This window comes from Burkholderia sp. PvR073 (assembly GCF_054055695.1).
In genome coordinates this window covers 186,973-213,003 of sequence record NZ_JBSRXO010000005.1, presented here as the reverse complement: position 1 = coordinate 213,003, position 26,031 = coordinate 186,973, and the positions used below count along the sequence as shown (strand labels likewise).

The 26,031-nt window shown below is 67.7% G+C and carries 22 protein-coding genes; 18 read left to right on the top strand and 4 right to left on the bottom strand.

Annotation, left to right across the window (positions count from 1 at the left end):
* Positions 1-73 precede the first annotated feature (73 nt).
* The 12 genes from ACVK00_RS17625 (at position 74) to ACVK00_RS17570 (ending at position 13,556) form a co-directional block, all read left to right on the top strand.
* Positions 74-631, top strand: coding sequence for an outer membrane protein assembly factor BamE (locus ACVK00_RS17625; protein WP_166723072.1), 558 nt, complete (start codon positions 74-76; stop codon positions 629-631).
* Between the two features lie 266 nt (positions 632-897).
* Positions 898-1,587, top strand: a complete 690-nt coding sequence (locus tag ACVK00_RS17620) for an ABC transporter permease (protein WP_006755250.1) — start codon at positions 898-900, stop codon at positions 1,585-1,587.
* Positions 1,584-2,297, top strand: coding sequence for an ABC transporter permease (locus tag ACVK00_RS17615; protein ID WP_105786379.1), 714 nt, complete (start codon positions 1,584-1,586; stop codon positions 2,295-2,297). Before ACVK00_RS17620 ends, ACVK00_RS17615 begins: the two co-directional genes overlap by 4 nt.
* Before the next feature lie 21 nt (positions 2,298-2,318).
* Complete coding sequence (locus tag ACVK00_RS17610; protein WP_011656393.1) at positions 2,319-3,119, top strand: ABC transporter ATP-binding protein; 801 nt, start codon at positions 2,319-2,321, stop codon at positions 3,117-3,119.
* Positions 3,120-3,141: 22 nt separating this feature from the next.
* On the top strand, positions 3,142-4,182 hold the full coding sequence (locus ACVK00_RS17605; protein ID WP_175673183.1) for a GlxA family transcriptional regulator: 1,041 nt from the start codon (positions 3,142-3,144) through the stop codon (positions 4,180-4,182).
* Between the two features lie 943 nt (positions 4,183-5,125).
* A complete protein-coding gene (locus ACVK00_RS17600) occupies positions 5,126-6,358 on the top strand; it encodes an aspartate aminotransferase family protein (protein ID WP_284895242.1) in 1,233 nt (410 codons plus the stop codon).
* Between the two features lie 30 nt (positions 6,359-6,388).
* On the top strand, positions 6,389-7,450 hold the full coding sequence (aruF, locus tag ACVK00_RS17595; RefSeq protein ID WP_228907191.1) for an arginine/ornithine succinyltransferase subunit alpha: 1,062 nt from the start codon (positions 6,389-6,391) through the stop codon (positions 7,448-7,450).
* Positions 7,447-8,493: an arginine N-succinyltransferase gene (gene astA / locus ACVK00_RS17590; RefSeq protein ID WP_284895245.1), complete on the top strand. Its 1,047-nt coding sequence runs from the start codon at positions 7,447-7,449 to the stop codon at positions 8,491-8,493. Before aruF ends, astA begins: the two co-directional genes overlap by 4 nt.
* A gap of 7 nt (positions 8,494-8,500) precedes the next feature.
* On the top strand, positions 8,501-9,964 hold the full coding sequence (astD, locus tag ACVK00_RS17585) for a succinylglutamate-semialdehyde dehydrogenase (RefSeq protein ID WP_228907193.1): 1,464 nt from the start codon (positions 8,501-8,503) through the stop codon (positions 9,962-9,964).
* A gap of 14 nt (positions 9,965-9,978) precedes the next feature.
* On the top strand, positions 9,979-11,319 hold the full coding sequence (astB, locus tag ACVK00_RS17580; RefSeq protein ID WP_175674679.1) for an N-succinylarginine dihydrolase: 1,341 nt from the start codon (positions 9,979-9,981) through the stop codon (positions 11,317-11,319).
* Positions 11,320-11,326: 7 nt separating this feature from the next.
* A complete protein-coding gene (gene astE / locus ACVK00_RS17575; protein ID WP_284895320.1) occupies positions 11,327-12,403 on the top strand; it encodes a succinylglutamate desuccinylase in 1,077 nt (358 codons plus the stop codon).
* A gap of 358 nt (positions 12,404-12,761) precedes the next feature.
* Positions 12,762-13,556: an ABC transporter substrate-binding protein gene (locus ACVK00_RS17570; RefSeq protein ID WP_228907194.1), complete on the top strand. Its 795-nt coding sequence runs from the start codon at positions 12,762-12,764 to the stop codon at positions 13,554-13,556.
* 111 nt (positions 13,557-13,667) lie between these two features.
* On the opposite strand, the gene ACVK00_RS17565 is transcribed toward ACVK00_RS17570, so the two are convergent.
* Positions 13,668-15,185, bottom strand: a complete 1,518-nt coding sequence (locus ACVK00_RS17565) for an HDOD domain-containing protein (protein WP_228907195.1) — start codon at positions 15,183-15,185, stop codon at positions 13,668-13,670.
* Between the two features lie 27 nt (positions 15,186-15,212).
* Complete coding sequence (cdpA, locus tag ACVK00_RS17560) at positions 15,213-16,952, bottom strand: cyclic di-GMP phosphodiesterase CdpA (protein ID WP_284895321.1); 1,740 nt, start codon at positions 16,950-16,952, stop codon at positions 15,213-15,215.
* A 281-nt stretch (positions 16,953-17,233) separates the two neighbouring features.
* Here cdpA and ACVK00_RS17555 point away from each other — a divergent pair, with 281 nt between their 5' ends.
* Entirely contained in the window at positions 17,234-17,785 is a 552-nt protein-coding gene (locus tag ACVK00_RS17555; RefSeq protein WP_284895250.1) for a peroxiredoxin, read from the top strand.
* A 126-nt stretch (positions 17,786-17,911) separates the two neighbouring features.
* On the opposite strand, the gene ACVK00_RS17550 is transcribed toward ACVK00_RS17555, so the two are convergent.
* Positions 17,912-18,541: an SDR family oxidoreductase gene (locus tag ACVK00_RS17550; protein WP_166723084.1), complete on the bottom strand. Its 630-nt coding sequence runs from the start codon at positions 18,539-18,541 to the stop codon at positions 17,912-17,914.
* Between the two features lie 261 nt (positions 18,542-18,802).
* Here ACVK00_RS17550 and ACVK00_RS17545 point away from each other — a divergent pair, with 261 nt between their 5' ends.
* Positions 18,803-20,314: an NYN domain-containing protein gene (locus ACVK00_RS17545; RefSeq protein WP_284895252.1), complete on the top strand. Its 1,512-nt coding sequence runs from the start codon at positions 18,803-18,805 to the stop codon at positions 20,312-20,314.
* Between the two features lie 102 nt (positions 20,315-20,416).
* On the opposite strand, the gene ACVK00_RS17540 is transcribed toward ACVK00_RS17545, so the two are convergent.
* Positions 20,417-20,800, bottom strand: coding sequence for a VOC family protein (locus ACVK00_RS17540; RefSeq protein ID WP_350227442.1), 384 nt, complete (start codon positions 20,798-20,800; stop codon positions 20,417-20,419).
* A 277-nt stretch (positions 20,801-21,077) separates the two neighbouring features.
* On the opposite strand from ACVK00_RS17540, the gene ACVK00_RS17535 reads away from it, so the two are divergent.
* The 4 genes from ACVK00_RS17535 (at position 21,078) to ACVK00_RS17520 (ending at position 25,879) form a co-directional block, all read left to right on the top strand.
* On the top strand, positions 21,078-21,518 hold the full coding sequence (locus ACVK00_RS17535; protein WP_006758311.1) for a (2Fe-2S)-binding protein: 441 nt from the start codon (positions 21,078-21,080) through the stop codon (positions 21,516-21,518).
* Positions 21,502-23,706: a xanthine dehydrogenase family protein molybdopterin-binding subunit gene (locus ACVK00_RS17530; RefSeq protein ID WP_284895256.1), complete on the top strand. Its 2,205-nt coding sequence runs from the start codon at positions 21,502-21,504 to the stop codon at positions 23,704-23,706. The genes ACVK00_RS17535 and ACVK00_RS17530 overlap by 17 nt, the downstream gene beginning before the upstream one ends.
* Before the next feature lie 90 nt (positions 23,707-23,796).
* Positions 23,797-24,885, top strand: coding sequence for a porin (locus tag ACVK00_RS17525; protein ID WP_284895258.1), 1,089 nt, complete (start codon positions 23,797-23,799; stop codon positions 24,883-24,885).
* Between the two features lie 31 nt (positions 24,886-24,916).
* Positions 24,917-25,879 carry an AraC family transcriptional regulator gene (locus tag ACVK00_RS17520; protein WP_284895260.1) on the top strand — a complete coding sequence of 321 codons (963 nt, stop codon included), beginning with the start codon at positions 24,917-24,919 and terminating at the stop codon, positions 25,877-25,879.
* Positions 25,880-26,031: the final 152 nt, after the last annotated feature.

Below are 26,031 nucleotides of genomic sequence, written 5' to 3'. Positions count from 1 at the left end.
GCGTGCCCGTCTCGCGCTTTTGGCGTTGCGCGGGTATCCTTGGCGCGTGTTTTCTCGACGCGCATTTCCTCAGATGATTTTTCGTTTCCGGCTGCTCCCCGTCACGATGCTGGCCGCCGCGCTGGCATTGACCGGCTGCGACGACAAGCAAGGCAATCTCGACGTGCAACGCATCAGGGATTTTTTCAACGCGATCAAGCCGGCGCCGCTGCTGCTCAAGGGGCTGAAGGTCGGTGTATCGACCGAGGCCGACGTGCGCGGCACGATGGGCAAGCCCGAGACCGAGCGCACCTTCACCGACGGCTCCAAGCGTCTCGAATATCCGCGCGGCCCGATGGGCAATCAGACCTGGTTCGTCGACCTCGACGCGAGCGGGCACTACGCGGGCGCGACGCAGGTGCTGACCGCCGAGAACTTCGCGAAGGTGCGCCCCGGGATGGACGAGGACGAGGTGCGGCGCCTGCTCGGCAAGCCGGGCGACATCGCGCAGTACCCGCTCAAGCCCGAGACGGTGTGGAGCTGGCGCTGGCTCGAGGATGGCGTGAACACCGACGCGTTCTTCAACGTCCATTTCGGCCCGGACGGGCTTGTCTATACGACTTCGCGCTCCGACATCCTGAAGGGGCGGTGAACCTGCCTCCCGGCGCTATATCGAAAAAGCGACCGGAAAATTGCAAAAAGCCCGCTTCCCTGCGTGTCATCCGACTGTCAGGAAGCGGGTTTTTCCCTTTTGAAACAGGGATGTAGACCGGGCCTGCAAATGATCGAGCGAATTGTTGCAATGCAACAGTCGCGCGCACGGTGGTTTGAGGCAATCATTTTCGCTTGCGACTATCCGCGTCAGCCCGGCGCGACAGAGGTTTGCGTGCCGGTGTTCATTCAACACTGGAGACGCGCGTGTTCCTTTACGGCTTTGGTCCCGTCCTCTGGGCCGGCACCGTGCAGACCATCGAGCTGTCGGTGCTGTCGCTTGCCGCCGCGGTGGCGCTGGGACTGATCGGCGCGGTGGCGAAGCTGTCGCACAACCGGGTGCTGCGAGCGATCGCGACCGGTTATACGACGCTGATCCGCTCGGTGCCCGATCTCGTCCTGATGCTGCTGTTGTTCTACAGCATCCAGATCTGGCTGAACCAGTTCACCGACCTCGTCGGCTGGGAGCAGATCGACATCGATCCGTTCGTCGCCGGCGTGCTGACGCTCGGCTTCATCTACGGCGCGTATTTCACCGAGACGTTTCGCGGCGCGTTCCTGTCGGTGCCGCGCGGCCAGCTCGAGGCCGGCGCGGCGTACGGGATGAGCGGGATGCGCGTGTTCGTGCGGATCATGTTTCCGCAGATGATGCGCTTCGCGCTGCCGGGCATCGGCAACAACTGGCAGGTGCTCGTGAAGGCCACCGCGCTGGTGTCGATCATCGGCCTCGCGGACGTCGTGAAGGCCGCGCAGGACGCCGGCAAGAGCACGTTCAACATGTTCTTCTTCATCCTCATTGCGGCGCTGATCTACCTCGCGATCACGACCGTCTCCAACCTCGTGCTGATCCAGCTCGAGAAGCGTTATTCCATGGGCGTGCGCCACGCAGAACTATGATCGAGATCCTCCAGGAATTCGGCCGGGCGTTCCTTTACTGGGACGGCCAGCGCCTCTCCGGCCTTGCGGTGACGCTGTGGCTGCTCGTCGCGTCGATTTCGCTCGGCTTCGTGTGCGCGGTGCCGCTTGCGGTCGCGCGCGTGTCGAAGAAGAAGTGGCTGTCGATGCCGGTGCGGTTCTACACGTACGTGTTCCGCGGCACGCCGCTCTACGTGCAGTTGCTGCTGATGTACACGGGCATGTACAGCCTCGAGTTCGTGCGTTCGCACTCGCTGCTCGACGCGTTCTTCAGGAGCGGCTTCAACTGCGCGATCCTCGCGTTCGCGCTGAACACCTGCGCGTACACGACCGAGATTTTCGCGGGCGCGATTCGGGCGATTCCGCACGGCGAGGTCGAGGCGGCGCGTGCGTACGGGATGTCGCCGTTCACGATGTACCGCCGGGTGATCCTGCCGTCGGCGCTGCGCCGCGCGCTGCCGCTGTACAGCAACGAGGTGATCCTGATGCTGCACGCGACCACCGTGGCGTTCACGGCGACCGTGCCCGACATCCTGAAGGTCGCGCGCGACGCCAATTCCGCGACCTACATGGCGTTCCAGTCGTTCGGGATCGCCGCGCTGATCTATCTTGCGGTATCGTTCGCACTCGTCGCGGCATTTCGCCGGGCGGAGCGCCACTGGCTCGCGTATCTCGCGGCCGGCCGTCATTGATTTCACTTCGAGGAGAGCCAGTTGGCCGAGATCACTCAAACGAGCGCGTCCGCTTCCACCAAGCTTGCCGCGGTCGACATTCACAAGCGCTATGGCGATAACGAGGTGCTCAAGGGCGTGTCGCTGAACGCGAAGGCCGGCGACGTCATCAGCATCATCGGCGCGAGCGGTTCGGGCAAGAGCACGTTCCTGCGCTGCATCAATTTTCTCGAGCGGCCGAATGCGGGGCAGATCGTCGTCGACGGCGAGACCGTGCGCACGAAGCCCGACCGCGCCGGCGCGCTCGAGGTCGCCGATCACAAGCAGTTGCAGCGCATCCGCACGAAGCTCGCGATGGTGTTCCAGCACTTCAATCTGTGGGCGCACATGAACGTGCTCGAGAACGTGATGGAAGCGCCGGTTCACGTGCTCGGCATTTCGAAGCGGGAAGCCGAGGAGCGCGCACGCGCATACCTGGAGAAGGTCGGGCTTGCGCCGCGTGTCGAGAAGCAGTATCCGTCGCATCTGTCGGGCGGCCAGCAGCAGCGTGTCGCGATTGCGCGTGCGCTCGCGATGCATCCGGACGTGATGCTGTTCGACGAGCCGACGTCGGCGCTCGATCCGGAGCTGGTCGGTGAAGTGCTGAAGGTGATGCAGAAGCTGGCCGAGGAAGGTCGCACGATGATCGTCGTCACGCACGAGATGGGTTTTGCGCGCAACGTGTCGAACCACGTGATGTTCCTGCATCAGGGGCGGACCGAGGAAGAGGGCGATCCGAAGGAGGTGCTGGTGCGTCCGCAGAGCGAGCGTCTGAAGCAGTTCCTGTCGGGCAGCCTCAAGTAACGCGAAGGGCGGGTTTTCATACGTGGTACCGGTGACTCGTCCCGCAGGCGCCACCCGCACGACGCAGGTGGCGATCGTTGCATTGCCGCCCGTGTCGATGTCGGGTGTGGGGCCGATCGTCGATGCGTTGAATCTCGCGAACGAGATCGACGGGCGCTTGCTGTATCGCTGGCAGGTGTGTTCGTGGGATGGGCGGCCCGTGCCGCTCGCCGGCGGCGCGCAGTGGCATGCCGATGCGGCGTTCAACGATGCGATCGCGTGCGACTGGCTGATTGTCGTGTCGGAGCGGTTTCAGCAGTTTGCCGACTACCGGTTGTTTCTCGCGAGTCTCGCGCGGGTCGGGCAGCGCACGCCGGTTGTCACGGGTATTCACCACGGCGTGTGGTGGCTCGCGATGGCCGGGCAGCTTTCCGGGTATCGGGTGAGCGTGAACTGGGAGACGTATCAGCAGTTCGCCGAGCAGTTCGAGCGGTCGATCGTCACGCAGCAGATCTTCGAGATCGATCGCGATCGGGCGACCTGTGCCGGTGGGCAGGCGACCGTCGATTTCATGCTGGCGATGATCGGCCGCGAACATGGGGCGGATCTCGCGGAGCGGATTGCCGATGCGCTCGGCGCCGGGACGCTGCGCAGCGGCGAGGAGCGGCAGCGGATTCCTTTCGTCACCGCGCCTGGCGAGCGGCATCCTCGGCTTAACGACGCGTTGCTGCTCATGGAAGCCAATATCGAGGATCCTTTGACTACCGATGAGATCGCTGGGCTGGTGGGCGTTTCACGCCGGCAACTCGAGCGGCTCTTTCGGCAGTATCTCGGGGCTATGCCCTCCAAGTATTACCTCAATCTTCGATTGCTCAAGGCGCGCACCCAATTGCAGCGGACCAGCAAGTCGGTGGTTCAAGTCAGTCTCGCCTGTGGGTTCTCTTCTGCGGCGCATTTTTCTAATGCCTATCGGGAGCGGTTTGGGGTTACGCCTCGCGAAGATCGGCGGGCATGGCTCGAGAAACAAACCGGTGGGGGGAGTGAGCCTCGGGGGGGCGCTCTTGTCGAGCGGGGGAAGGATTGAGGTTCGGTTTTGTTGTTTGTGGTTTTGGTGGTGCGCTTAGGTTTTCGTGAAGCACCTGCGATCGTGTCGGTCTATTAGCGTCGCCCCTGCGCGGGGCGGCGGTTACTTTTCTTTGTCTTGCCAAAGAAAAGTAACCAAAAGAAAGGCGCTCGGACAACGCATGACCTCCCGGTGCCATAGCCGCCAGAGTGGCCCTCGCCTAAGTGTCGGCGCCAGTGAACAACGCGGAGTGGTTCGAGCAATCGGTCTGACACCTCTCACCACCCCGCAGAGCGGTATACCGCCCGCTAGCTCCGTCCTCGCTTCGCTCGGCCGATAGGTCCACATCCTCCTTCTCAGCGCGATCGTCGATTGGCTTACGCAATCGTCGCGAAGAGCACATGCATGCAATTAATGAACGTTGAGCTAGGGCGGACAGGGTACTGATTGGGGAGCTGATTAGTGGGGCGGGTGCGGAATGCGCAGGCGTGTGAATTGCGCCGAAGCACCTCGCAGCCGAGCGAAGCGAGGATGGAGCTAGCGGGCGGTATACCGCTCTGTTGGGTGGTGTGGCGCGTCAGAACTATTGCTCGAACCACTCCGGGTTCTTTACTGGCGCGGACACTTAGGCGAGTGCCACTTTGTTGGCTATGGCACCGGGAGGTCATGCGTTATCCGAGCGCCTTTCTTTTGGTTACTTTTCTTTGGCAAGACAAAGAAAAGTAACCGCCGCCCCGCGCAGGGGCGACGCTAATAGACCGACACGATTGCGGGTGCTTCACGAAAACCTAAGCGCACCACCAACCACACACACACCGAACGAAGAAACCCCCACCGCAGAAGAGCAAAATAAAGCGACGAAGCCGCTTCCGATAAAACCCGTCGCAAATCCGCAAGACGCTTGCGTCACCCTTACCTAAACTTGATCCTGTTGAACCCTCTTACGAAACCGAAAGGAACGACCATGACGACCTCGACCGTGACCCGCCAGACATTCGACGAAGTGATGGTGCCGGTATTCTCCCCCGCGCCGTTCGTGCCGGACCGTGCAGAGGGCTCCCGCGTCTGGGACACGGCCGGCCGCGAATACGTGGATTTCGCCTGCGGCATCGCGGTGACGTCGCTGGGTCACGGCCACCCGGAACTGCTGAAAGTCCTGGACGAACAAGGCCGCAAGCTCTGGCACATCGGCAACGGCTACACGAACGAACCGGTGCTGCGCCTCGCGAAGCGCCTCGAATCGCTGACCTTCGCCGACCGCGCATTCTTCGCGAACTCGGGCGCGGAAGCGAACGAAGCCGCGCTGAAGCTCGCGCGCCGCGTCGCCTTCGACCGCCACGGCGCCGACAAGTACGAAATCGTGTCGTTCGTCCAGTCGTTCCACGGCCGCACGTTCTTCACAGTCAGCGTCGGCGGCCAGCCGAAATACTCGGAAGGCTTCGGCCCGGTGCCGGCCGGCATCAAGCACCTGCCGTTCAACGACATCGAAGCCGCCAAGGCCGCGATCGGCCCGCAAACCTGCGCGGTGATCGTCGAGCCGGTGCAGGGCGAAGGCGGCGTGATCCCGGCCGATCCGGCCTTCCTGAAGACACTGCGCGAAGCGTGCGACGCGAACGGCGCACTGCTGATCTTCGACGAAGTGCAAACGGGCGTCGGCCGCACGGGCCAGTTCTACGCATACATGGACACGGGCGTCACGCCGGACATCCTCACGACCGCGAAGGCGCTCGGTAACGGCTTCCCGATCGGCGCGATGCTGACGACGAACGAACTGGCCGCGTACTTCAAGGTCGGCGTGCACGGCACGACGTACGGCGGCAACCCGCTCGCATCGGCAATCGCGGACAAGGTCGTCGAACTGATCGGCGACCCGGCACTGCTCGAAGGCGTGCGCGAACGCAGCGTGCGACTGAAGGGCGCGCTCGAACGCATCAACGCACGCTTCGGCATCTTCAAGGACATCCGCGGCAAGGGCCTGCTGGTCGGCGCGGAACTGACCGCCGCCTTTGACGGCCGCGCGAAGGACTTCGTCACGGCCGCCGCCGAGAACGGCCTGATCATGCTGATCGCAGGCCCGAACGTGCTGCGTTTCGTGCCGTCGCTCGTGATTCCGTTCGACCTGCTCGACGAAGGCATGAAGCGCTTCGAGAAGGCAGTCGAACAGGTGCTCGCAGCCCAGGAAGCCACCGCGCGCTGATCGGCGCACCCATCGCAGACAGGAACGACGATGCTATTTGTTCGCCCCGGCAAACTCACGGATCTGGATGCGCTCGCGCACATGGCGCGCACCGCGCAGCCGGTCCTGCACTCGCTGCCGCATGACCGCGCGGCGCTCGAAGCGCGCGTGGCGCTCTCCGAAGATTCGTTTCGCGCGGACGTCGACTTCGCCGGCGAAGAGTTCTACCTCTTCGTGCTGGAAGACTCGTCGACGGGCAAGCTGCTCGGCACGGCGAGCATCGTGGCCGCGGCCGGCTACTCGGAACCGTTCTACGCGTTCCGCAACGACGCACTGATCCACGCGTCGCGCGAGCTGCACGTGAACCGCAAGATCCACGCGCTCACGATGTCGCACGAGCTGACCGGCAAGAGCCGGCTGGCGGGCTTCTACGTCGATCCGTCGCTGCGCGGCGACGCGGCCGCGCACCTGATCTCGCGTGCGCGGATGATGTACATCGCCGCGAACCGCCGCCGCTTCACGCCGGAAGTGTTCACGCTGCTGCTCGGCGTGAGCGACAACACGGGCGCATCGCCGTTCTGGGAAGCGGTGGGCCGCAAGTTCTTCGGCCGCGATTTCACCGACGTCGACATCGCGTCGGGCGGCCGCAGCCGCACGTTCATCGCGGAAGTGATGCCGGCCTATCCGCTCTACGTGCCGCTGCTGCCGGAAGCCGCGCAGCGCGTGCTCGGCGAGCCGAACGAAACGGCGCTGCTCGCGTACGACATCCATCTCGAGGAAGGCTTCGAGCCGGACCGCTTCGTCGACATCTTCGACGCAGGCCCCGTGCTGACCGCGCAGGTCGACCGCATCGCATGCGTGAAGCACGCCGCGGAGCGCACCGTGCGCGAAGCCGCGCGGCAGCAGGGCGATGCCGCGTACATGGTGTCGACGGGCAGCGGCGAATCGTTCCGCTGCGTGCTGGCCGACCTGCCGGACGACGATACGCACCGCGACTTGGCGCCGCTGTCCGGCGACGTGCGCGCGGCGCTCGATGTGAAGGATGGCGATGTCGTGCGCTGCGTGCCGCTGCACCGCCGCGACGATGAAGAAATGAAGGGAGGCGCAGCATGATCGTCGTTCGGGTCGTACAAACGGGCGACGTCGACGCGCTCGTGTCGCTCGCGAAGGAAACCGGGCCGGGCCTGACCACGTTCAAGCCCGACCGCGACGCGCTCGCCGCGCGAATCGAACGCTCGCGCCGCACGCTCGAGGGCAACGCCGCGCCGGGCGAAGCCGGCTACTTCTTCGTGATGGAAGAATCGAAGACGGGCGACATCGCGGGCGTGTGCGGGATCGAGACGCAGGTCGGCCTCGAACAGCCGTTCTACAACTATCGCGTGAGCACGGTCGTGCACGCGAGCCAGGAGCTCGGCGTGTGGACGCGGATGTCCGCGCTCAACATCTCGCACGACCTGACGGGCTACGCGGAAGTGTGCTCGCTGTTCCTGAGCCCGCGCTATCGCACGGGCGGGGTCGGCGGCTTGCTGTCGCGCTCGCGCTTCATGTTCATCGCGCAGTTCCGCGACCGTTTTCCGGAACGCATCTGCGCGGAACTGCGCGGCCACTTCGACGAAGACGGCACGTCGCCGTTCTGGCGCGCTGTCGGTTCGCACTTCTACCAGATCGATTTCAATGCGGCGGACTACCTGAGCTCGCACGGCCGCAAGTCGTTCCTCGCGGAACTGATGCCGCGCTATCCGGTGTACGTCGACCTGCTGCCGCAGGACGCGCAGGACGCGGTCGGCCTCACGCACCGCGACACGCTGCCGGCGCGCAAGATGCTCGAAGCGGAAGGGCTGCGCTACCAGAACCACGTCGACATCTTCGACGCGGGCCCGGTGCTCGAATGCCACGTCAACGACCTGCGCACGGTGCGCGAGAGCGTCGTCGTGCCGGTCACGATCGGCGAGCCGGACACCGGTGACGACGCACGGGGCGACCGTTCGCCGAAGTCGCTCGTGTCGAACACGTCGCTGAACGATTTCCGCGTCGGCGTCGCGCCCGGCGTGGTCGCGAACGGTTCGTTCGTGCTGTCGGCCGACGATGCCGTCGCGCTCGACGTGAAGGCCGGCGATCCGGTGCGCGTGCTGCCGCTCAAAGTCAAACAGGGATAAACGAATCATGACGGAACTCTTCATCGACGGCGCCTGGATCGCAGGCTCGGGCCCCGCCTTCGCTTCGCGCAACCCGGGCACCGACGCGATCGCGTGGCAGGGCGACAGCGCGTCGGCAGCCGACGTCGACCGCGCGGTCGCGAGCGCGCGCCGCGCATTCGCCGGCTGGTCGGCGCTCGACTTCGACGCGCGCTGCGCGATCGTCAAGCGCTTCGCGGCGCTGCTCACCGAGCGCAAGGAAGCGATCGCGACGGCGATCGGCCGCGAGACGGGCAAGCCGCTGTGGGAAGCCCGCACCGAAGTCGCGGCGATGGCCGCGAAGGTCGGCATCTCGATCCAGGCGTACCAGGAACGCACCGGCGAGAAGCGCCAGGACATGGCCGACGGCGTCGCGGTGCTGCGCCATCGTCCGCACGGTGTCGTCGCGGTGTTCGGCCCGTACAACTTCCCCGGCCACTTGCCGAACGGCCATATCGTGCCGGCGCTGATCGCGGGCAACACGGTCGTGTTCAAGCCGTCGGAGCTCGCACCGGGCGTCGCGCGCGCGACGGTCGAGGTGTGGCAGGAAGCCGGGTTGCCGGCCGGCGTGCTGAACCTCGTGCAGGGCGAGAAGGACACGGGCATCGCGCTCGCGAATCACCGGCAGATCGACGGCCTGTTCTTCACCGGCAGCTCGGATACCGGCACGCTGCTGCACAAGCAGTTCGGCGGCCGTCCGGAGATCGTGCTCGCGCTCGAGATGGGCGGCAACAACCCGCTCGTGATCGGCGAAGTCGAGGACCTCGATGCGGCCGTGCACCACACGATCCAGTCGGCGTTCCTGTCGGCCGGCCAGCGCTGCACGTGCGCCCGCCGCATCTTCGTGCCGCAGGGCGCGTTCGGCGAGCGCTTCCTCGCACGCTTGGCCGACGTCACGTCGAAGATCACGGCCGACGTGTTCGACGCCGATCCGCAACCGTTCATGGGCGCGGTGATCTCGGCGCGCGCGGCCGCGAAGCTCGTCGATGCGCAGTCGCGCCTGGTCGAGCAGGGCGCGAAGCCGATCATCGAGATGACGCAGCGCGATCCGCGCCTGGGTTTCGTGAACGCGTCGATCATCGACGTGACCGGCGTGGCGAACCTGCCCGACGAAGAGCACTTCGGCCCGCTCGCGCAGATCGTCCGCTACGCGACGTTCGACGAAGCGATCGAGCGCGCGAACGACACGGCGTTCGGCCTGTCGGCCGGCCTGCTGGCCGACGACGCGAATGCATGGGATCACTTCCGCCGCACGATCCGTGCGGGGATCGTCAACTGGAACCGCCCGACCAACGGCGCATCGTCCGCCGCGCCGTTCGGCGGCACCGGTCGCTCGGGCAACCATCGTCCGAGCGCGTACTACGCGGCCGACTATTGCGCGTATCCGATGGCGTCGGTGGAAAGCACGCAACTGACCTTGCCCGCGAGCCTGTCGCCGGGCCTGCACTTCTGATCGAGGGAACGACGATGAACGCACAAGAAGCCAATTTCGACGGACTCGTCGGCCCGACCCACAACTACGCCGGGCTGTCGTTCGGCAACGTGGCGTCGCTCAACAACGAGAAGTCGGCCGCGAACCCGAAGGCGGCCGCGAAGCAGGGGCTGCGCAAGATGAAGCAGCTCGCGGATCTCGGCTTCGCGCAAGGCGTGCTGCCGCCGCAGGAGCGGCCGTCGCTGCGCCTGTTGCGCGAGCTCGGCTTCTCCGGCAAGGACGCGGACGTGATCGCGAAGGCCGCGAAGCAGGCGCCCGAACTGCTCGCCGCGGCGAGCTCGGCTTCGGCGATGTGGACCGCGAACGCGGCGACCGTCAGCCCGTCGGCCGACACCGGCGACGGTCGCGTGCACTTCACGCCGGCCAACCTGTGCAGCAAGCTGCATCGCGCGATCGAGCACGACGCGACGCGCCGCACGCTGTCGACGCTGTTCGCCGATCCCGCGCACTTCGCGGTGCACGAGGCGCTGACGGGCACGCCGGCGCTCGGCGACGAGGGGGCCGCGAACCATACGCGCTTTTGCGCCGAATACGGCAAGCCGGGCGTCGAGTTCTTCGTGTACGGCCGTGCGGAATACCGCCGCGGCCCGGAGCCGAAGCGCTTCCCGGCGCGCCAGACCTTCGAGGCGAGCCGCGCGGTCGCGCATCGCCACGGCCTGGATGAAACGGCGACGGTCTATGCGCAGCAGGATCCGGACGTGATCGATGCGGGCGTGTTCCACAACGACGTGATCTCGGTCGGCAACCGCGACACGCTGTTCACGCACGAGCGCGCATTCGTCAACAAGCAGGCAATCTACGACACGCTGACGGCCACGCTCGACGCGCGCGGCGCGCGGCTGAACGTGATCGAGGTGCCCGAGGCGGCCGTGAGCGTGAACGACGCGGTCACGTCGTACCTGTTCAACAGCCAGCTGCTGTCGCGCGCCGACGGCTCGCAGGTGCTCGTCGTGCCGCAGGAGTGTCGCGAGAACGCGAACGTCGCGGCCTATCTCGACGAGCTCGCGGCCGGCAACGGCCCGATCCGCGACGTGCTCGTGTTCGACCTGCGCGAAAGCATGAAGAACGGCGGCGGTCCTGCCTGCCTGCGCCTGCGCGTCGTGCTGAACGACGCCGAGCGTGCGGCCGTCACGTCGAACGTGTGGATGAACGACACGCTGTTCGCGTCGCTCGACGCGTGGATCGAAAAGCACTACCGCGACCGTCTCGCACCGGACGACCTCGCCGATCCGACGCTGCTCGACGAATCGCGCACGGCGCTCGACGAGCTCACGCAGATCCTGCGCGTCGGGTCGCTGTATGACTTCCAGCGCTGAGTCCCGCATGCCGGCCGCCGCGCTGCTCGACGACTTCCTCGCGTTCACGCTCGCGGGCGACACGCCGGCGGTGAAAGACGGCACGTGCGCGGACGGTGCGGTGCGCTGGCGATGGCTCGGCGACGGGCTGCTCGCGCTCGAGCCGGCCGCACGCGACGAGGCCGGCGAGGCCGATGCGGCGGCGCGCGCGAGCGTGCTCGTGTCGGCCGGCGTGCATGGCGACGAGACCGCGCCGATCGAGCTGCTGTCGATGCTCGTGCATGATCTCGCGGCGGGCACGCTGCCGCTCGCGTGCCGGCTGCTCGTCGTGCTCGGCAACGTGCCGGCGATGCGCGCGGGCGAGCGCTATCTCGACGACGACCTGAACCGCCTGTTCAGCGGCCGTCACGCGCAAGTGCCGACGAGCCGTGAAGCGCCGCGCGCGGTGCAGCTCGAAGCGGCGGCCGCCGCGTTCTTCGCGGCCGCGCCGGCGGGCGGTGCGCGCTGGCACGTCGACATGCACACGGCGATTCGCGCATCGGTGTTCGAGCAGTTCGCGCTGCTGCCGCACACGGGCACGCCGCCGACCCGCGCGATGGTCGAATGGCTCGGCGAAGCGCGCATCGCGGCCGTGCTGCTGCATACCGCGAAGGGCAACACGTATTCGCACTTCACGGCGGAGCAGTGCGGCGCGCTCGCCTGCACGCTGGAACTCGGCAAGGTGCGGCCGTTCGGCCAGAACGACCTGTCGCGCTTCGCGCCGGCCGACCGCGCAGTGCGCAAGCTCGTGTCGGGCGCGCCCCGTGATGTCGATCCGCGGGGCGGCCATCCGCGGGGCGGCCATCCGTCGTTGCCGCGCGTGTTCACCGTAATCGACCAGATCACGAAGCAGAGCGACGCGCTCGAGCTGTTCGTCGCGGCCGACGTCGCGAACTTCACCGCGTTCGCGCGCGGCACCGTGCTCGCGCAGGACGGCGACTACCGCTATACGGTGAAGCACGACGAGGAGCGCATCGTGTTCCCGAATCCGTCGGTGAAGCCGGGCTTGCGCGCGGGCCTGCTCGTCGTCGACACGACGCGCGACACGCTCGCTGCGCTCGTCTGAGCGACGTCCGGATGCGCGCGGCTGCGGTGATTGGCAGCCCGCGCGTCGTCGCGCCGCATTCGCATTTGGGGTTGACGTACGTCCGCCTGCCGCGCAGAGGGCCGGGCATCGGGCCTTGCGTATTTGCGACATCGTCTTGCAAGTTCGATGGACCGCCCGGCTGATGCCGCGCACGCAGCGCAGCATCGCGTTTCGTCGGTCGCTTTGCCGTATCGGGCCGTGCGGATTGGTACAATCGCGGCCTTGCGGCTGTTGCGCCGCATCAAGGCGCGGCATCGGGATTGTCGTTGTCATCCGACCCTGCAATGATGCAAGCGCCCGTAGTTCCGGAACATTCGAGTATCGAGGAGAACACCTGATGAAGTTGGATTGGCGTAAAGTGGCCGCGCACGCGGTAGTGGCGGCAACGGCCGTGGCGGCAGGCAGCGCGATGGCGGCGGATCTGAAGGAGATCCGGTTCGGCGTGGAGGCCTCGTACGCGCCGTTCGAATACAAGACGCCCGACGGCAAGCTGACCGGCTTCGACATCGACATCGGCAACGCGGTGTGCGCGAAGCTGAAGGCGAAGTGCGTGTGGGTCGAGAACGACTTCGACGGCCTGATCCCCGCACTGCAGGCGCGCAAGTTCGATGCGATCAACTCGGACATGACGATCACCGACCAGCGCAAGCACGCGATCGCGTTCACCGATCCGATCTACACGATCCCGAACCAGCTGATCGCGAAGCAGGGCAGCGGCCTCCAGCCGACCCCGCAAGCGCTGAAGGGCAAGCGGGTCGGCGTGCTGCAGGGCACGATCCAGGAAGCGTACGCGAAGAAGAAGTGGGCGCCGGCCGGTGTCGAAGTCGTGCCGTACCAGACGCAGGACCTGGCCTACGCCGACCTGAAGTCGGGCCGTCTGGACGCGACGTTCCAGGATTCGGAAGCGGGCTCGAAGGGCTTCCTGTCGAAGCCGCAAGGCCAGGGCTTCGGCTTCGCCGGCGGCACGGTCACCGATGCCGAGATCCTCGGCTCGGGCGTCGGCTTCGGCCTGCGCAAGAACGACGCGGCGCTGAAGACCGCGCTCGATCAGGCGTTGAAGGGGCTGAAGGCCGACGGCACGATCGACACCCTTGCGAAGAAGTACTTCAGCGTGCCGGTTACGCTCAAGTAAGCGTTTCGATTCGTCGCACGATGCAGCCGGCCGCTTTCGCGGCCGGTTTGCTTTTCGGGCGCCGCTTCTCGCACACGTGCCGGTGGGGCGGCCACCGGCATGCCGCGTGCGTCACGCGGGGAAGAACCGCCCCAGTTCGCGCGCGAGCTCGTTGAGCACGCTCATCTCCTGTTGCGTGATCTTGCGCGCGGGCTGCGCACCGGCCCAGTCGCCGTACAGCAGGCCGACGGTCGTCGTGCCGACGCGCACCGGCAGCAGCACGAACGCGCGCGTGTCGGGGAGCGCATCGAGGTACCACGCGGGCAGGCGCTTGACCATCTTCGGCTCCTGCGCTTGCTCGATGAAGATGCCGACCGAGTTCGTGATCGCGAGATGGAACACGTCCGGCTCGAAGCGCTCGTCGAAGCACAGCCGGTCGAGCGCCGCATCGACGTCCGGGCCGAAGCCGAGGCGCGCGGCGAACGTGCCGTCGTCGCGGCGCACGAACATCACGGTGCGCGTGAACGCGAGCCCCGCGAGCAGGCTTTCCGACGCGAGCGCGAGCACCGGCGTCAGCACGTGCTCGGACGGCAGCGCGCGCAGGTCCGCGAGGCCGGCCTCGAGGCATGCCTCGGGTTCGGGCTGCGCCCGCGCGATCGCGTCGGCGTTCGCACGCAGCTCGACGATCTCGCGCATCACGGTGTCGCTCGCTTCCTCGCGTGCGAGTCGGTCGGCGATCTCCACCAGCGCGTCGGAATCGATCTCCAGCTCCTGCCCGTAGCGCTGCGCGAGCACCGCGATGTGCGCATCGCGCTGCGGGCCCGCGGGCATCGCGAGCGCGCCGGCGACGTCGGTCGAGCAGCGGCTCACCGAACGCAGCCAGCGCACGCGGTCGGCGCCTTCGTCGGCACAGGCCTCGGGCCGCCGGCGGACGTCGCGATCGTCGTCTTCGTCGCCTTCGTCGCGGCGGGCGGCGTGCGCGGCGCGACCGTCACCGTCGGCCATCCCGGCGCGGATCACGTCGGGCAAGCGCCAGCTCGCGGCGGCCTCCAGACCGATTTCGTCGAAGCCGACGCCCAGCACGTCGACGCACGCGGCCGCGTCGTCGCCGTTCAGCTCGGCGGCGCGGCGGCGGATCCGGTCCCATTCGCTGTCGAGATAGCAGACCACGAGCAGCTTGCCGACCTGGCGCATCAGCGTGCAGACGACGGCTTCCTCGCCGCCGCGCAGTTCCGCATGCTCGGTCAGCTTGCGGGCGACGCAGCCGGACAGCAGCGCGCGGTTCAGCTCGAGCTTCGCGTCGATGCGGCGCGGCGTGCTGTGGTGGAAATGATCGACGAGTTTCAGCCCGACGACGAGATGGCCGACCGTGTCCATGCCGAGCACCATCAGTGCTCGCGTGACGGTCGTGATGTTGCCGCCGAACGCCATGTACATCGCGGAATTGGCGAGCCGCAGGACTTTCTGCGTGAGCGCGAAATCCGACAGTACGACGCGTACGAGCGCGGTGAAGTCGAGGTCGTCGTTCTTCATCGCGGCCATCGTCGCGCGCAGCGATTCCGACAGCAGCGGGAAGTCGCCCCGTTCGTTCATCCGGGCCCACAGCTTGTCGAGCAGCGCCGTGCGGGGCAGGTGTGCGGTGATTGACATACGGATCAGTCCGGTTCGCTGCGCGCGTCAGGCGGCGTGCAGGCGCAGTTGCTGCGCCTCGAAGCGCCGCGCGAGCTCCTCGGACGGCAGCGCCTGGCACACGAGCCAGCCCTGGATGTGGTTGCAGCCCATTTCGGTCAGCAGTTCGCGCTGGGCCTCGGTCTCGACGCCTTCTGCGACGAGCTCGAGATCGAGCGTCTGCGCGAGGCCGACCACCGCCGACACGATCGCGCGATCGTTGCGCGACGTCAGCAGGTTCTCGACGAAGCTGCGGTCGATCTTCAGCTTCGCGAGCGGGAAGCGCTGCAGGTACGCGAGGCTCGAATAGCCGGTCCCGAAATCGTCGATCGCGAAGCGGATGCCGAGTTCGGTCAGCTCCTCGAGCAGCACCTTCGCCTGCGCGGGATCGTGCATCAGCAGGCTTTCGGTGATTTCCAGCACGATGCGGCGCGGGTCGATGCCCGTCAGCGCGATCGCCTCGCGCACGCTCTGCGTGAAGCGCGGGTCGCGGAACTGCTGCGGCGACACGTTGACCGCCACATACTGCAGCGCGAGCCCCTGGCGGTCCCAGGCGACGAGCTGCATGCACGCGGCCTTGAGCACCCAGTTGCCGAGATAGTTGATCAGGCCGATCGACTCGGCGAGCGGAATGAAGGTGGCCGGCGGCACGAGGCCGTGCACCGGATGTCGCCAGCGGATCAGCGCCTCGACGCCGTCCACCGCGCCCGACTGGCTGCGCGTGATCGGCTGGAAGTGGAGCGAGAACTCGCCGTTGCGCACGCCGTCGTACAGGTCGGCCTCGAGCTTGAGCCGCTCCGCGTCGGCCGGGTCGTCGACCGGCTCATGAAACGCGAGCGCATTGCCGCCCGACGCCTTCGCCTGCGCGAGCGCATGGTCGGCGCGGCGCAGCAGCGGGCTGTGGTGCTGCGCGCGATGGGGCGCCGCGCGTTCGTCCGGGTACAGCGCGATGCCGATGCTCGCCGACAAGTGCACGGTCTGCCCCTGGAATACGTAAGGTTCGCGCACCGCGGCCTGCAGCCGGCGCGCGAGCGCGTCCGCGGCGTCGCTCGCGCGCGCGCGGCTCGATGCGGTCAACACCACCGCGAACTTGTCGCTCGCGACGCGCGCGAGCTGCTCGCCGGGCGCGACGAGCGCCTGCAGCCGCTGCGCGGTGTCGCGCAGCAGCGTGTCGCCGGCGTCGTAGCCGAGTGCGCGGTTGATGCGCTGGTAGTCGTCGAGGTCGAGCAGCAGCAGCGCCGCGCACGTGCCGCTCTCGTCGGCCGCCTGCTGCGCGCGCATCAGCGCGGGCACGAGCGCGGACAGGTTGTCGAGCCCCGTCATCGGATCATGGTGCATCTCATACGTCAGACGGGCTTCGAGCGCACGCCACGCCGACACGTCGAACGCCGCGATCGCGAAGCCGTCGACGCCGTGGTGACGGCTCTTGAACGCGCGGATCTCCACGTCGAGCGGGTAGGTGAGCGACTTGACGATGCAGATCGTCGCCTTCTCGACCTGGCCGGAACGCGCGGCGCGCGCAAGCAGGCCTTCGAGCGTCGCGGTATCCTGTTCCGCGATCAGGTCGCGCAGCGTCAGCGTGTGCAGGTAGTCGCGGTGATAACCGATGAAGCGCAGGCTCGCGTCGGATACGTACAGAAAGCGCAGCTCGCGGTCGACATGGGCGAGGAAATCCACCGTGCCGACCGTCTGTTCCAGCCAGTTGCGCACGGTGTCGTCGCGGCGCGGCGCGCCGGCGCGCGCAGGCATCAGCGCGCCGCCCGACCAGGCGAAGCGGCGCAGCGTATGCAAGGCATTGCGCCAGGAGCCCTTGCGTGGCGTCTGTTTCCTGTTGGCTTCCATGTTTCTCGCTGACGTGAAGGGCTGGAACCGGTTGTCCGGAAGGAATAACGGCAGGCTGCGCGGAATCTTTAACCGGCCGGCCGGCAGCGGCTGGCGCTGCCGCCGGACCGGGTCGTGCATGCGGCGTTCGACGGTCGACCGCCGCATGGCCTATGTCGAGGCTGACTTTATAAGAAATGAGGACGCAGATGAAGCGAAAACTATTGGTGGGCGCCGCGGCGGCGCTGCTGCTGGCCGGTCATGCGCTGGTCGCGCAGGCGCAACTGAAGTCGGGCGCCACGGCGCCCGACTTCACGACGCAGGCGTCGCTGGGCGGCAAGACTTACACGTACTCGCTCGCCGATGCGCTGAAGCACGGGCCGGTCGTGCTGTACTTCTACCCGGCCGCGTTCACGAAGGGTTGCACCATCGAGGCGCATGCGTTCGCGGATGCGGTCGATCGTTACAAAGCTTACGGCGCAACGGTGATCGGCGTATCCGCCGACAACATCGACACGCTGACCAAATTCTCGGTGAGCGAGTGCCGCAGCAAGTTCCCGGTCGCGGCCGATCCGGACGCGAAGATCATCCGCGAATATGATGCGAAGCTGCCGGCGCTCGATCGCGCGAACCGCGTGTCCTACGTGATTTCGCCGGAAGGGAAGGTGCTGTACGAGTACACGAGCCTGTCACCCGACAAGCACGTCGAGAACACGCTCGGCGCGGTGAAGGCGTGGGCCGACGCGCATCCGAAGCAGTAAGCCGCAGGCCGTGAGCCCGCGGCAAAGCGGCCCGCCGCGCGGGCCGCAAGCACGACGAAACGCGCCGCCGCGTGGCGGCGCGGGCATGCCGGGCATGCCGGGCGTGCCGGACGTACCGGACGTACGTTAAGCGCGCAATGCCTGTTCGATCGGCACGCCGCCGCCGACGAAGCCGATGACCTTGCGCGAAATGCCCAGCTTGATCGCCTCGATCGCGGCCCATGCGACATCCTGGCGCGACACCGGCGGCGCCGCGTTGAGCGGCTCCTCGGTCAGTGCGATCTTGCCGACGCCCGGGCCGTCCGCGAGCGGGCCGGGGCGCAGGATCACGTAGTCGATGCCCGACGCGATCACGCGCTCGTCGCCTTCGCGCTTCATCTGCGAGTAGTGGCGCAGCGCGTCGCCGCTGCGCTCCGGCCAATACGCGGTCAGCGAACTGATCACGACCAGCTTCTGCACGTTGTAAGCGAGCGCATACTCGGCCGCGCGCGCGACCGCGTCGCGGTCGATCTGCTCCTCTTCGGCGGCGCCTTCCGATTCGGCCGAGCCGGCCGCATAGATCACATGCGTGATGCCCTGGAAGGCGTGCGAGAAATCGCCCGTCAGATCGGCTTCGACGACCTTCGCGCCCGGCAGCGCATAGCCGTGCCGGCGCACCAGCGCAGTCACCTCGAATTCCGACTGTTTGAGCAGCAGATCCGCGCAGGCCTGACCCGTGCGGCCGGTCGCGCCAATCAGCAGTACCTTCGTCGTCATGAAACCGCTCCTTGCACGATGCGTCATCCTCCCAGATAGGGACGGACGACTGATACTCAAGTGTATGTCGATTTGGGCCGGCGGCGTGCAGGGAATGAGGGACGCACCGCTCGAGGCCTGCCGGCGCGGCCTGTGGAAGTCCCGTCGCCATGCCGTCGTGCGCATCGATTGCGGAATCGACCCGCTGACCGGCTATCATGTGCGCGATGCATTTTTCGCCGCGACGCAATGCAACGCGGCGACCAACCGGTTGGAGTACACATGGCATTACCCCTGGACAACATCAGCATGGCCGTGTTCTGCGACTTCGAGAACGTCGCGCTCGGCGTGCGCGACGCGAAGTACGAGAAATTCGACATCAAGCCCGTGCTGGAGCGGCTGCTGCTGAAGGGCAGCATCGTCGTGAAGAAGGCGTATTGCGACTGGGAGCGCTACAAGGGCTTCAAGGCGTCGATGCACGAGGCGAGCTTCGAGCTGATCGAGATTCCGCACGTGCGCCAGTCGGGCAAGAACTCGGCCGACATCCGGCTCGTCGTGGACGCGCTCGACCTCTGCTACACGAAGTCGCACGTCGACACGTTCGTGATCATCAGCGGCGACTCGGATTTTTCGCCGCTCGTGTCGAAGCTGCGCGAGAACGCGAAGAAGGTGATCGGGGTCGGCGTGAAGAAGTCGACGTCGGACCTGCTGGTCGCGAACTGCGACGAATTCATTTTCTACGACGACCTGGTGCGCGAGCAGCAGCGCGCGCAGGCGAAGCGCGAACAGCAGCACGCGGGTAACGGCGGCGCGAAGCGGCCGGACGAACCGTCGCGCAAGCCGGAGCTGGAAGCGCGCCGCAGCGAGGCGATCGCGCTCGCGGTCGAGACGTTCGATGCGCTGGCATCGGAGCGCGACGACGTCGGCAAGATCTGGGCGTCGGTGCTCAAGAGCGCGATCAAGCGCCGCAAGCCGGACTTCAACGAGTCGTATTACGGCTTCCGCGCGTTCGGCAACCTGCTCGACGAAGCGCAGGCGCGCGGCCTGCTCGAAGTGGGGCGCGACGACAAGTCGGGCGCGTTCGTGTCGCGGCCGCGCCAGTCGTCCGCGGCGGAGCAGGCGGCGGCACGTGATACGGGCGGCGCGCACCATGGTCACGGCACGCACCACGGTCACGGCGCGCGCCACGCGGAAGCGGCACCGGCCGAGCGCCAGCCGCGGCGTCGCGGGCAGCGGGCGCAAGCAGCCGTGCAGGAAAGCGTGCAGGCCGACGCGCAAGAGGCGGCCGTCGTCGATGTCATGGACGAAGCGGCGCTCGTGCCGGCAGCGACGGCCGAAGCGACTGAAGCGACTGAAGTGGCCGAGGTGCACGGCGACGCGAAGGACGGCCGCAAGCGCGCGCGCAAGAGCGCGGCGAAGAAGACCGGCGCCAAGAAGGGCGGCGAGGCAAAGGGCGGCGAGGCGAAGGGCGCGGGCCGTCAAGCGGCGGCGAAGCCGGACGAGGCCGCGCACGGCGGTGCGAAGCACGGTGGCGACAAGCACGCGCAAGGCAAGCCTGCCGAAGCGACGCATCGCGACGCGGAGCATCGTGAGGAACGGCACGTCGCGTCGCCGACGGCCGGCGAGTACGGCGCTTCGGCGGCTGCCGCGCAGCCAGCGCACGAAGCGGCACCGGCTGCCGAATCGACCGGTGAAGCGGCTGGCGAAGCCGCTGCCGCAAAGCCGAAAAAACCGGCCCGCAAGACGGCTCCCCGCGCGCGTCGTCCGCGCAAGACGGCCGCCGCAGCCGAGTAACGCTGGCCGCGCCGGCCGCACCAGCCGCGCGGGGCGGCGTCCGACCGAGGGCGCCGCCTGTCTCACCCTGTCGGCCGGTGCAACGCCGGCCGACGCGTCCCGTTATCCGTTCAGCACGTACGGCTGCGTCATCACTTCGAGGAAGTGACCGTCCGGATCGTCGAAATACACGCCGCGCCCGCCGTAATGGCGGTAGATCTCACCGGGCTGCCGCTTCGCCGGATCGGCCCAGTGCGGCAGTCCGCGCTCGCGAATGCGCGCGTACACGCGATCGAAGCCGGCCTCGTCGGTCAGGAATGCGTAGTGCTGGGCCGCGATCTCTCCCTCCTTTTCGTAAAAATCGAGCGACACGCCGTTCTCGAGCGGGACGACCAGCATCGGGCCGAACGGCGTCGGCGCCGGCAGTTCCAGAAGCTCGGTGAGGAAGCGGCTCGACGCGTGCTTGTCGCGACACCAGACGATCGTATGGTTCAGCTGGATGTTCATGGCAGGTCCCCGGGAACGGGCGCGAGGGTGGGCATGGACACACGATAGTCGATCGCCGCCCGCGTGCAAGCCGGATCCCGGGCGAACGCGGCCCGCCTCGCCGGCGGCAGCCGCGGCGGCCGGGCGTGAATCGTCGGCTGAAACGATCTGGACGATCGGCTACTTTTTCGGGAGCAAAGGTCATTGGCGCGGCTTTTTGCGCCGCCAAGAATCTCTGTCAACCATCGCCGTCATCCGCCGGATGACGAACCGGCGATGCGCGACAGGGAGACAGACGATGCGCTTCACGCTGAACGGCCAGCCGTTCGATTTCGACGGCGATCCCGATACGCCGCTGTTGTGGGTCATTCGCGACTCGGCCCGCCTCACCGGCACCAAATACGGGTGCGGCATCGGCGCATGCGGCGCCTGCACCGTCCATCTCGACGGCGAAGCCGCGCGTTCCTGCGTGCTGCCGGCCGCGAGCGTCGCGGGCCGCTCGGTCACGACGATCGAAGGGCTGTCGCACGATCGCTCGCACCCGGTGCAGCGCGCGTGGATCGAGAAGGACGTGCCGCAGTGCGGCTACTGCCAGTCGGGGATGGTGATGGCCACCGCCGCGCTGCTCGCGCAGCATCGCAAGCCGACCGACGCGCAGATCGACCAGGCCGTCACGAACCTGTGCCGCTGCGCGACCTATCAACGCATTCGCGAGGCGATCCATGTCGCGGCCGGCTGACGCGGGGCGGGCGCGGCATGCGCCGAATGCGTCGCGGCGCGTGTTCCTGAAAGGCGGTGTCGCGCTGGCGGGCAGCCTGCTGCTGCCGTTGGCGATCGGCGACGTCGTGCAGGCGGCCGGCGACGGCGCGCGCTTTCGCGAGATCAACGACTGGGTGCGCATCGACGCCGACGGCCGGACGATCATCGGTCTGTCGCAGGCGGAAGTCGGACAGGGCGTCTACACGGGGCTGCCGCAGGTGCTCGCCGACGAGATGGATGCCGACTGGCGCAGCGTGACGGTCGAGTTCGTCACGGGGCGCGATGCGTACCGGATCGACGCCGCGAACGAGGCGCCGCAGCAGTTCGTCGGCGCGTCGATGTCGGCGACGATGTTCTACACCCGGCTGCGCATCGCGGGCGCGCAGGCGCGCTCGGCGTTCCTGCGGGCCGGTGCCGCGCGGCTCGGCGTGCGCGACACGCAGTGCGTGACGCGCGACGGCCGCGTGATCCATGCGCCGAGCGGCCGGTCGCTGTCATATGGCGCACTCGTCGACGCTGCCGCAAAGCTGCCGCCCGATCCGCAGCCGCGCCTGAAGCCGCCATCCGCGCACACGTTGATCGGGCGTGCGCTGCACAAGCTCGACGTACCCGCGAAGGTCGACGGCAGCGCGATCTTCGGCATCGACGTGCAGGTGTCCGGCATGCTGGTCGGCGCGCTGACGATGGCGCCGACGCTGAACGGCCGGCCGACCGCCGTGAAGAACCGCGACGCGCTGCGCGCGATGCCGGGCGTCGTGGATGTCGTGCTCGCGAAGGACGCGGTGATCGTCGTCGCGCACACCTACTGGCAGGCGAAGAAGGCGTGCGACGCGGCGGACATCGTGTGGGACGCCGGCACGACACCGGCGTTCGACAGCGCGACGATCCTCGCGCAGCGCAAGGGTGCGCTGCAGGCCGCGCACGCGGTGGTCGCGACGACGATCGGCGAGCCCGCGCGGCGGCTCGCCGAGGCCGGCACGATCGTCGAAGCCGACTACCACACGCCGTACATCGTTCACGCGACGATGGAACCCGTGAACGCGACCGTGCACGTGCGGGCGGGCGAGATCGAGGTGTGGGGGCCGATCCAGGGGCAGGACAAGGTGCGCTGGACGCTGTCGGCGCTGTTCAACGTGCCGGCCGAGCGCGTGATCGTCAACACGACGTTTCTCGGCGGCAGCTTCGGCCGCAAGTACGTGCCCGATTTCGTCGTGCATGCGGCCGTCGCGTCGAAGGCGGTCGGGCGGCCCGTGAAGGTGATCCGCTCGCGCGAGGACGACATCCGTCACGGCTTCTATCGGCCGTGCGCGTCGGCGCGGTTGCGCGCGGCGCTCGGCAGCGACGGGCTGCCGGTCGCGCTGCATGCGCGCGTCGCCGGCCACTCGCTGTATGCGGCGATCAAGCGCGACCGCTACGAGAAGGCGGGCGGCTGGGACGAGACGATGCTCGACGGCCTGTACGACCTTTGTTACGACGTGCCGAACCTGCTCGTCGATTCGGTCACGGTGATGCAGCCGATTCCGGTCAGCTTCATGCGCAGCGTCGGCAGCACGTCGACGGTGTTTTTCCTCGAGAGTTTCGTGAACGAGCTCGCGCACACCGTACGCGCCGACCCCGTGCGATACCGGCGCGCTCTGCTGAAGCATGACCCGCTCGCGCTGCGCGTGCTCGATGCGACGGCCGCGCGCGCGAACTGGTTCGGCCGCGCGCCGGCCGGCGTGTCGCGCGGCGTCGCGTATTCGCTGTACACGGGGCGCGGCGGCGCGTTCGACACCTACGTCGCGGCGATCGCCGACGTACGGGTGACGGGCGGCCACGTGAAGCTCGAGCGGATCGTGTGCGGGATCGACTGCGGCCGCGCGATCAATCCGCTGCTGATCCGCGAGATGGTCGAAGGCGGTGTCGGTTTCGCGCTGACCAACACGTTCAGGAGCGAGATCACGTTCGAGCACGGCGCGGTCGTGCAGCGCAATTTCGCCGACTATCCGCTGCTCGGTCTGGCCGCGATGCCGAAGATCGACGTCGTGATCGTCGACAGCGATCGTGATCCACAAGGCTGCGGCGAAGTCGCGTTGCCACCGGTCGCGCCGGCCGTCGCCGATGCGATCTGGCGCGCGACCGGCGAGCGGCCGCGCTCGATGCCGTTCGCCACGCCGCTCGCGACCTGAGCGACTCCAGCATTCCCCCCAAGACCGACGGCGCCCGGTGCGCCGCCGGTCAATACCAAGCATAACTACACAACTGGTCTGGAGACTTCCATGAAAACCTTCCGCACGGCCGCGACGGCCGTTTCGTTCGCGGCCGCCGCCGCGTCGCCGGGCGCGCATGCGCAGAGCAGCGTGACGCTGTACGGCATCGTCGACACCGGCGTCCAGTACTACAACAACGCGGCGGGTGGCGGCTCGGTCGCGGGCATGCCGTCGCTGACCGGTGAAGTGCCGTCGCGCTTCGGGTTGCGCGGCGTCGAGGATCTCGGCGGCGGCTATCGCACGTTCTTCGTGCTCGAGAACGGCTTCGCGCCGAACTCGGGGGCGCTGAACTACGGCGGCCGCCTGTTCGGCAGGCAGGCGAACGTCGGCATCGAGTCGCCGTACGGCGCGCTCACGCTGGGGCGGCAGATGAACATGTCGATGCGGGTGCTGCTCAATGCCGACGTGATCGGCCCGTCGATCCATTCGATGGCGAGCTTCGACAGCTACCTGCCGAACGCGCGCAGCGACAACGCGCTCGGGTATCTCGGCCGCTTCGGCGGCGTGACGCTCGGCGGCACCTACAGCACCGGGCGCGACGACGCGGGCCCGGCCGGGCCGTCGGCGACCCATTGCGCGGGCAACGTGGCGGGCGACCCGGTCGCCTGCCGCCAGTACACGATGATGGTGGCGTACGACGCGCCGCAGTTCGGCGCGGCCGCTTCGTATGACGTGATGCATGGCGGCACGGGCGCGTCGGCGCCGCTGTCGAGCCCCGGCTATACGGACACGCGCACGATCGTCGACGCGTATGTGAAATTCGGCATCGCGAAACTCGGCGCGGGCTGGATCCGCCGCAACACGGCGGCCGCGGCGCACAGCCAGTCGGACATCTTCTTCGCGGGCGGCACGGTCCAGGCAACCCCGGCGCTATCATTCGACGCACAGGCCGTGCGCTACCTGCTGCGCAGCCGCTTCGACTCGAACCTGTTCGTCGCGCGGGCGAACTACAGCCTGTCGAAGCGTACGATGGTCTATACGTCCGTCGGCTACATGACGAACAGCGCACTCGGCACGTCGGCGGTGGCGGCCGGCGGCACCGTCGGCGCCGGCCAGAACCAGGTCGGCGTGATGGCGGGCATCCAGCAGCGCTTCTGAGCCGGCGGCGCGCACCACGGAGACTCCGACGATGACGACCGATCTTCTCAGCGACGTGCTGACCGATCTGCGGGCCGATGCAGTCGTCACCGGGCGCTTCACGCTGAGCGCGCCGTGGGCGATTCGCAAGCCGGCCGTCGCGGGCGCGCCGTTTCGCACCTGTGCGGGCAGCCCGTTCTTCCTGGCGGTCGCGGGGGCCGCGCCCGTGCACGTCGAGCCGGGCGACTTCGTGCTGCTGCCGCACGGCGACGAGCACGTGATGGCGTCGTCGCTCGACGAGCCGCCGGTGCCGTTCGATACGCTGATGGCGGACAAGGGCATCCGGCCGCGCTTCGACACGCCGCTCGAATTCGTCGCGGGCGGCGGCGGCGCGACGAGCGACCTCTATACCGGGATCGTCATTTATCGCGACATCGTGCGCAGCCCGCTGTTCTCCGTGCTGCCGCCGCTGATTCACGTCCGCGCGAACGACGCGGCCGTCGCGCCGTGGCTCGCGAGCACGCTGCAGAGCTTCATCGAGGAATCGATGGCGTGCCAGCCCGGCTGGGCCGTCGCCGCGACGCGTCTGGCCGACGTGCTGTTCGTGCAGCTGTTGCGCGCGCACCTGCAGTCGTCGGCGAATCACACGGGCTGGCTGCGCGGCCTGACCGATGCGCAGATCGGCCGCGCGATGGCGCTGATGCACCGCGACCCGCGCCGCGACTGGCAGCTCGCGAGTCTCGCGGCCGAGGCCGGCATGTCGCGCTCGCGCTTTTGCGCGCGTTTCGCCGAACTGGTCGGCGAGACGCCGATCGGTCACCTGACCGCCTACCGGATGTACCTGGCGAGCGGCGAGCTCGCGCACGGCAAGCTGCGGCTGATCGAGATCGCCGAGCGGGTCGGCTACACGTCGGAAAAGGCGTTCGCGCGCGCGTTCCATCGCTGGTCGGGGATGGCGCCGCGCCGCTATGCGCGCAACGCGCGGGATCTGTACGACCTTGCACGACATGGATGACGGCGCATTGCGCTATCGGGTGCTCGCGCTTGCCCGCGGGCTCGCGCTTCCCGAAGCGTTCGCGCGCGGGTAGTCGTACACCACCGCCGCGGAGCGGGGCGGTGCCGCAGGCTCCGTCGCTCCGCGTACGGCAGCGTGCCGTTACTCGTTAC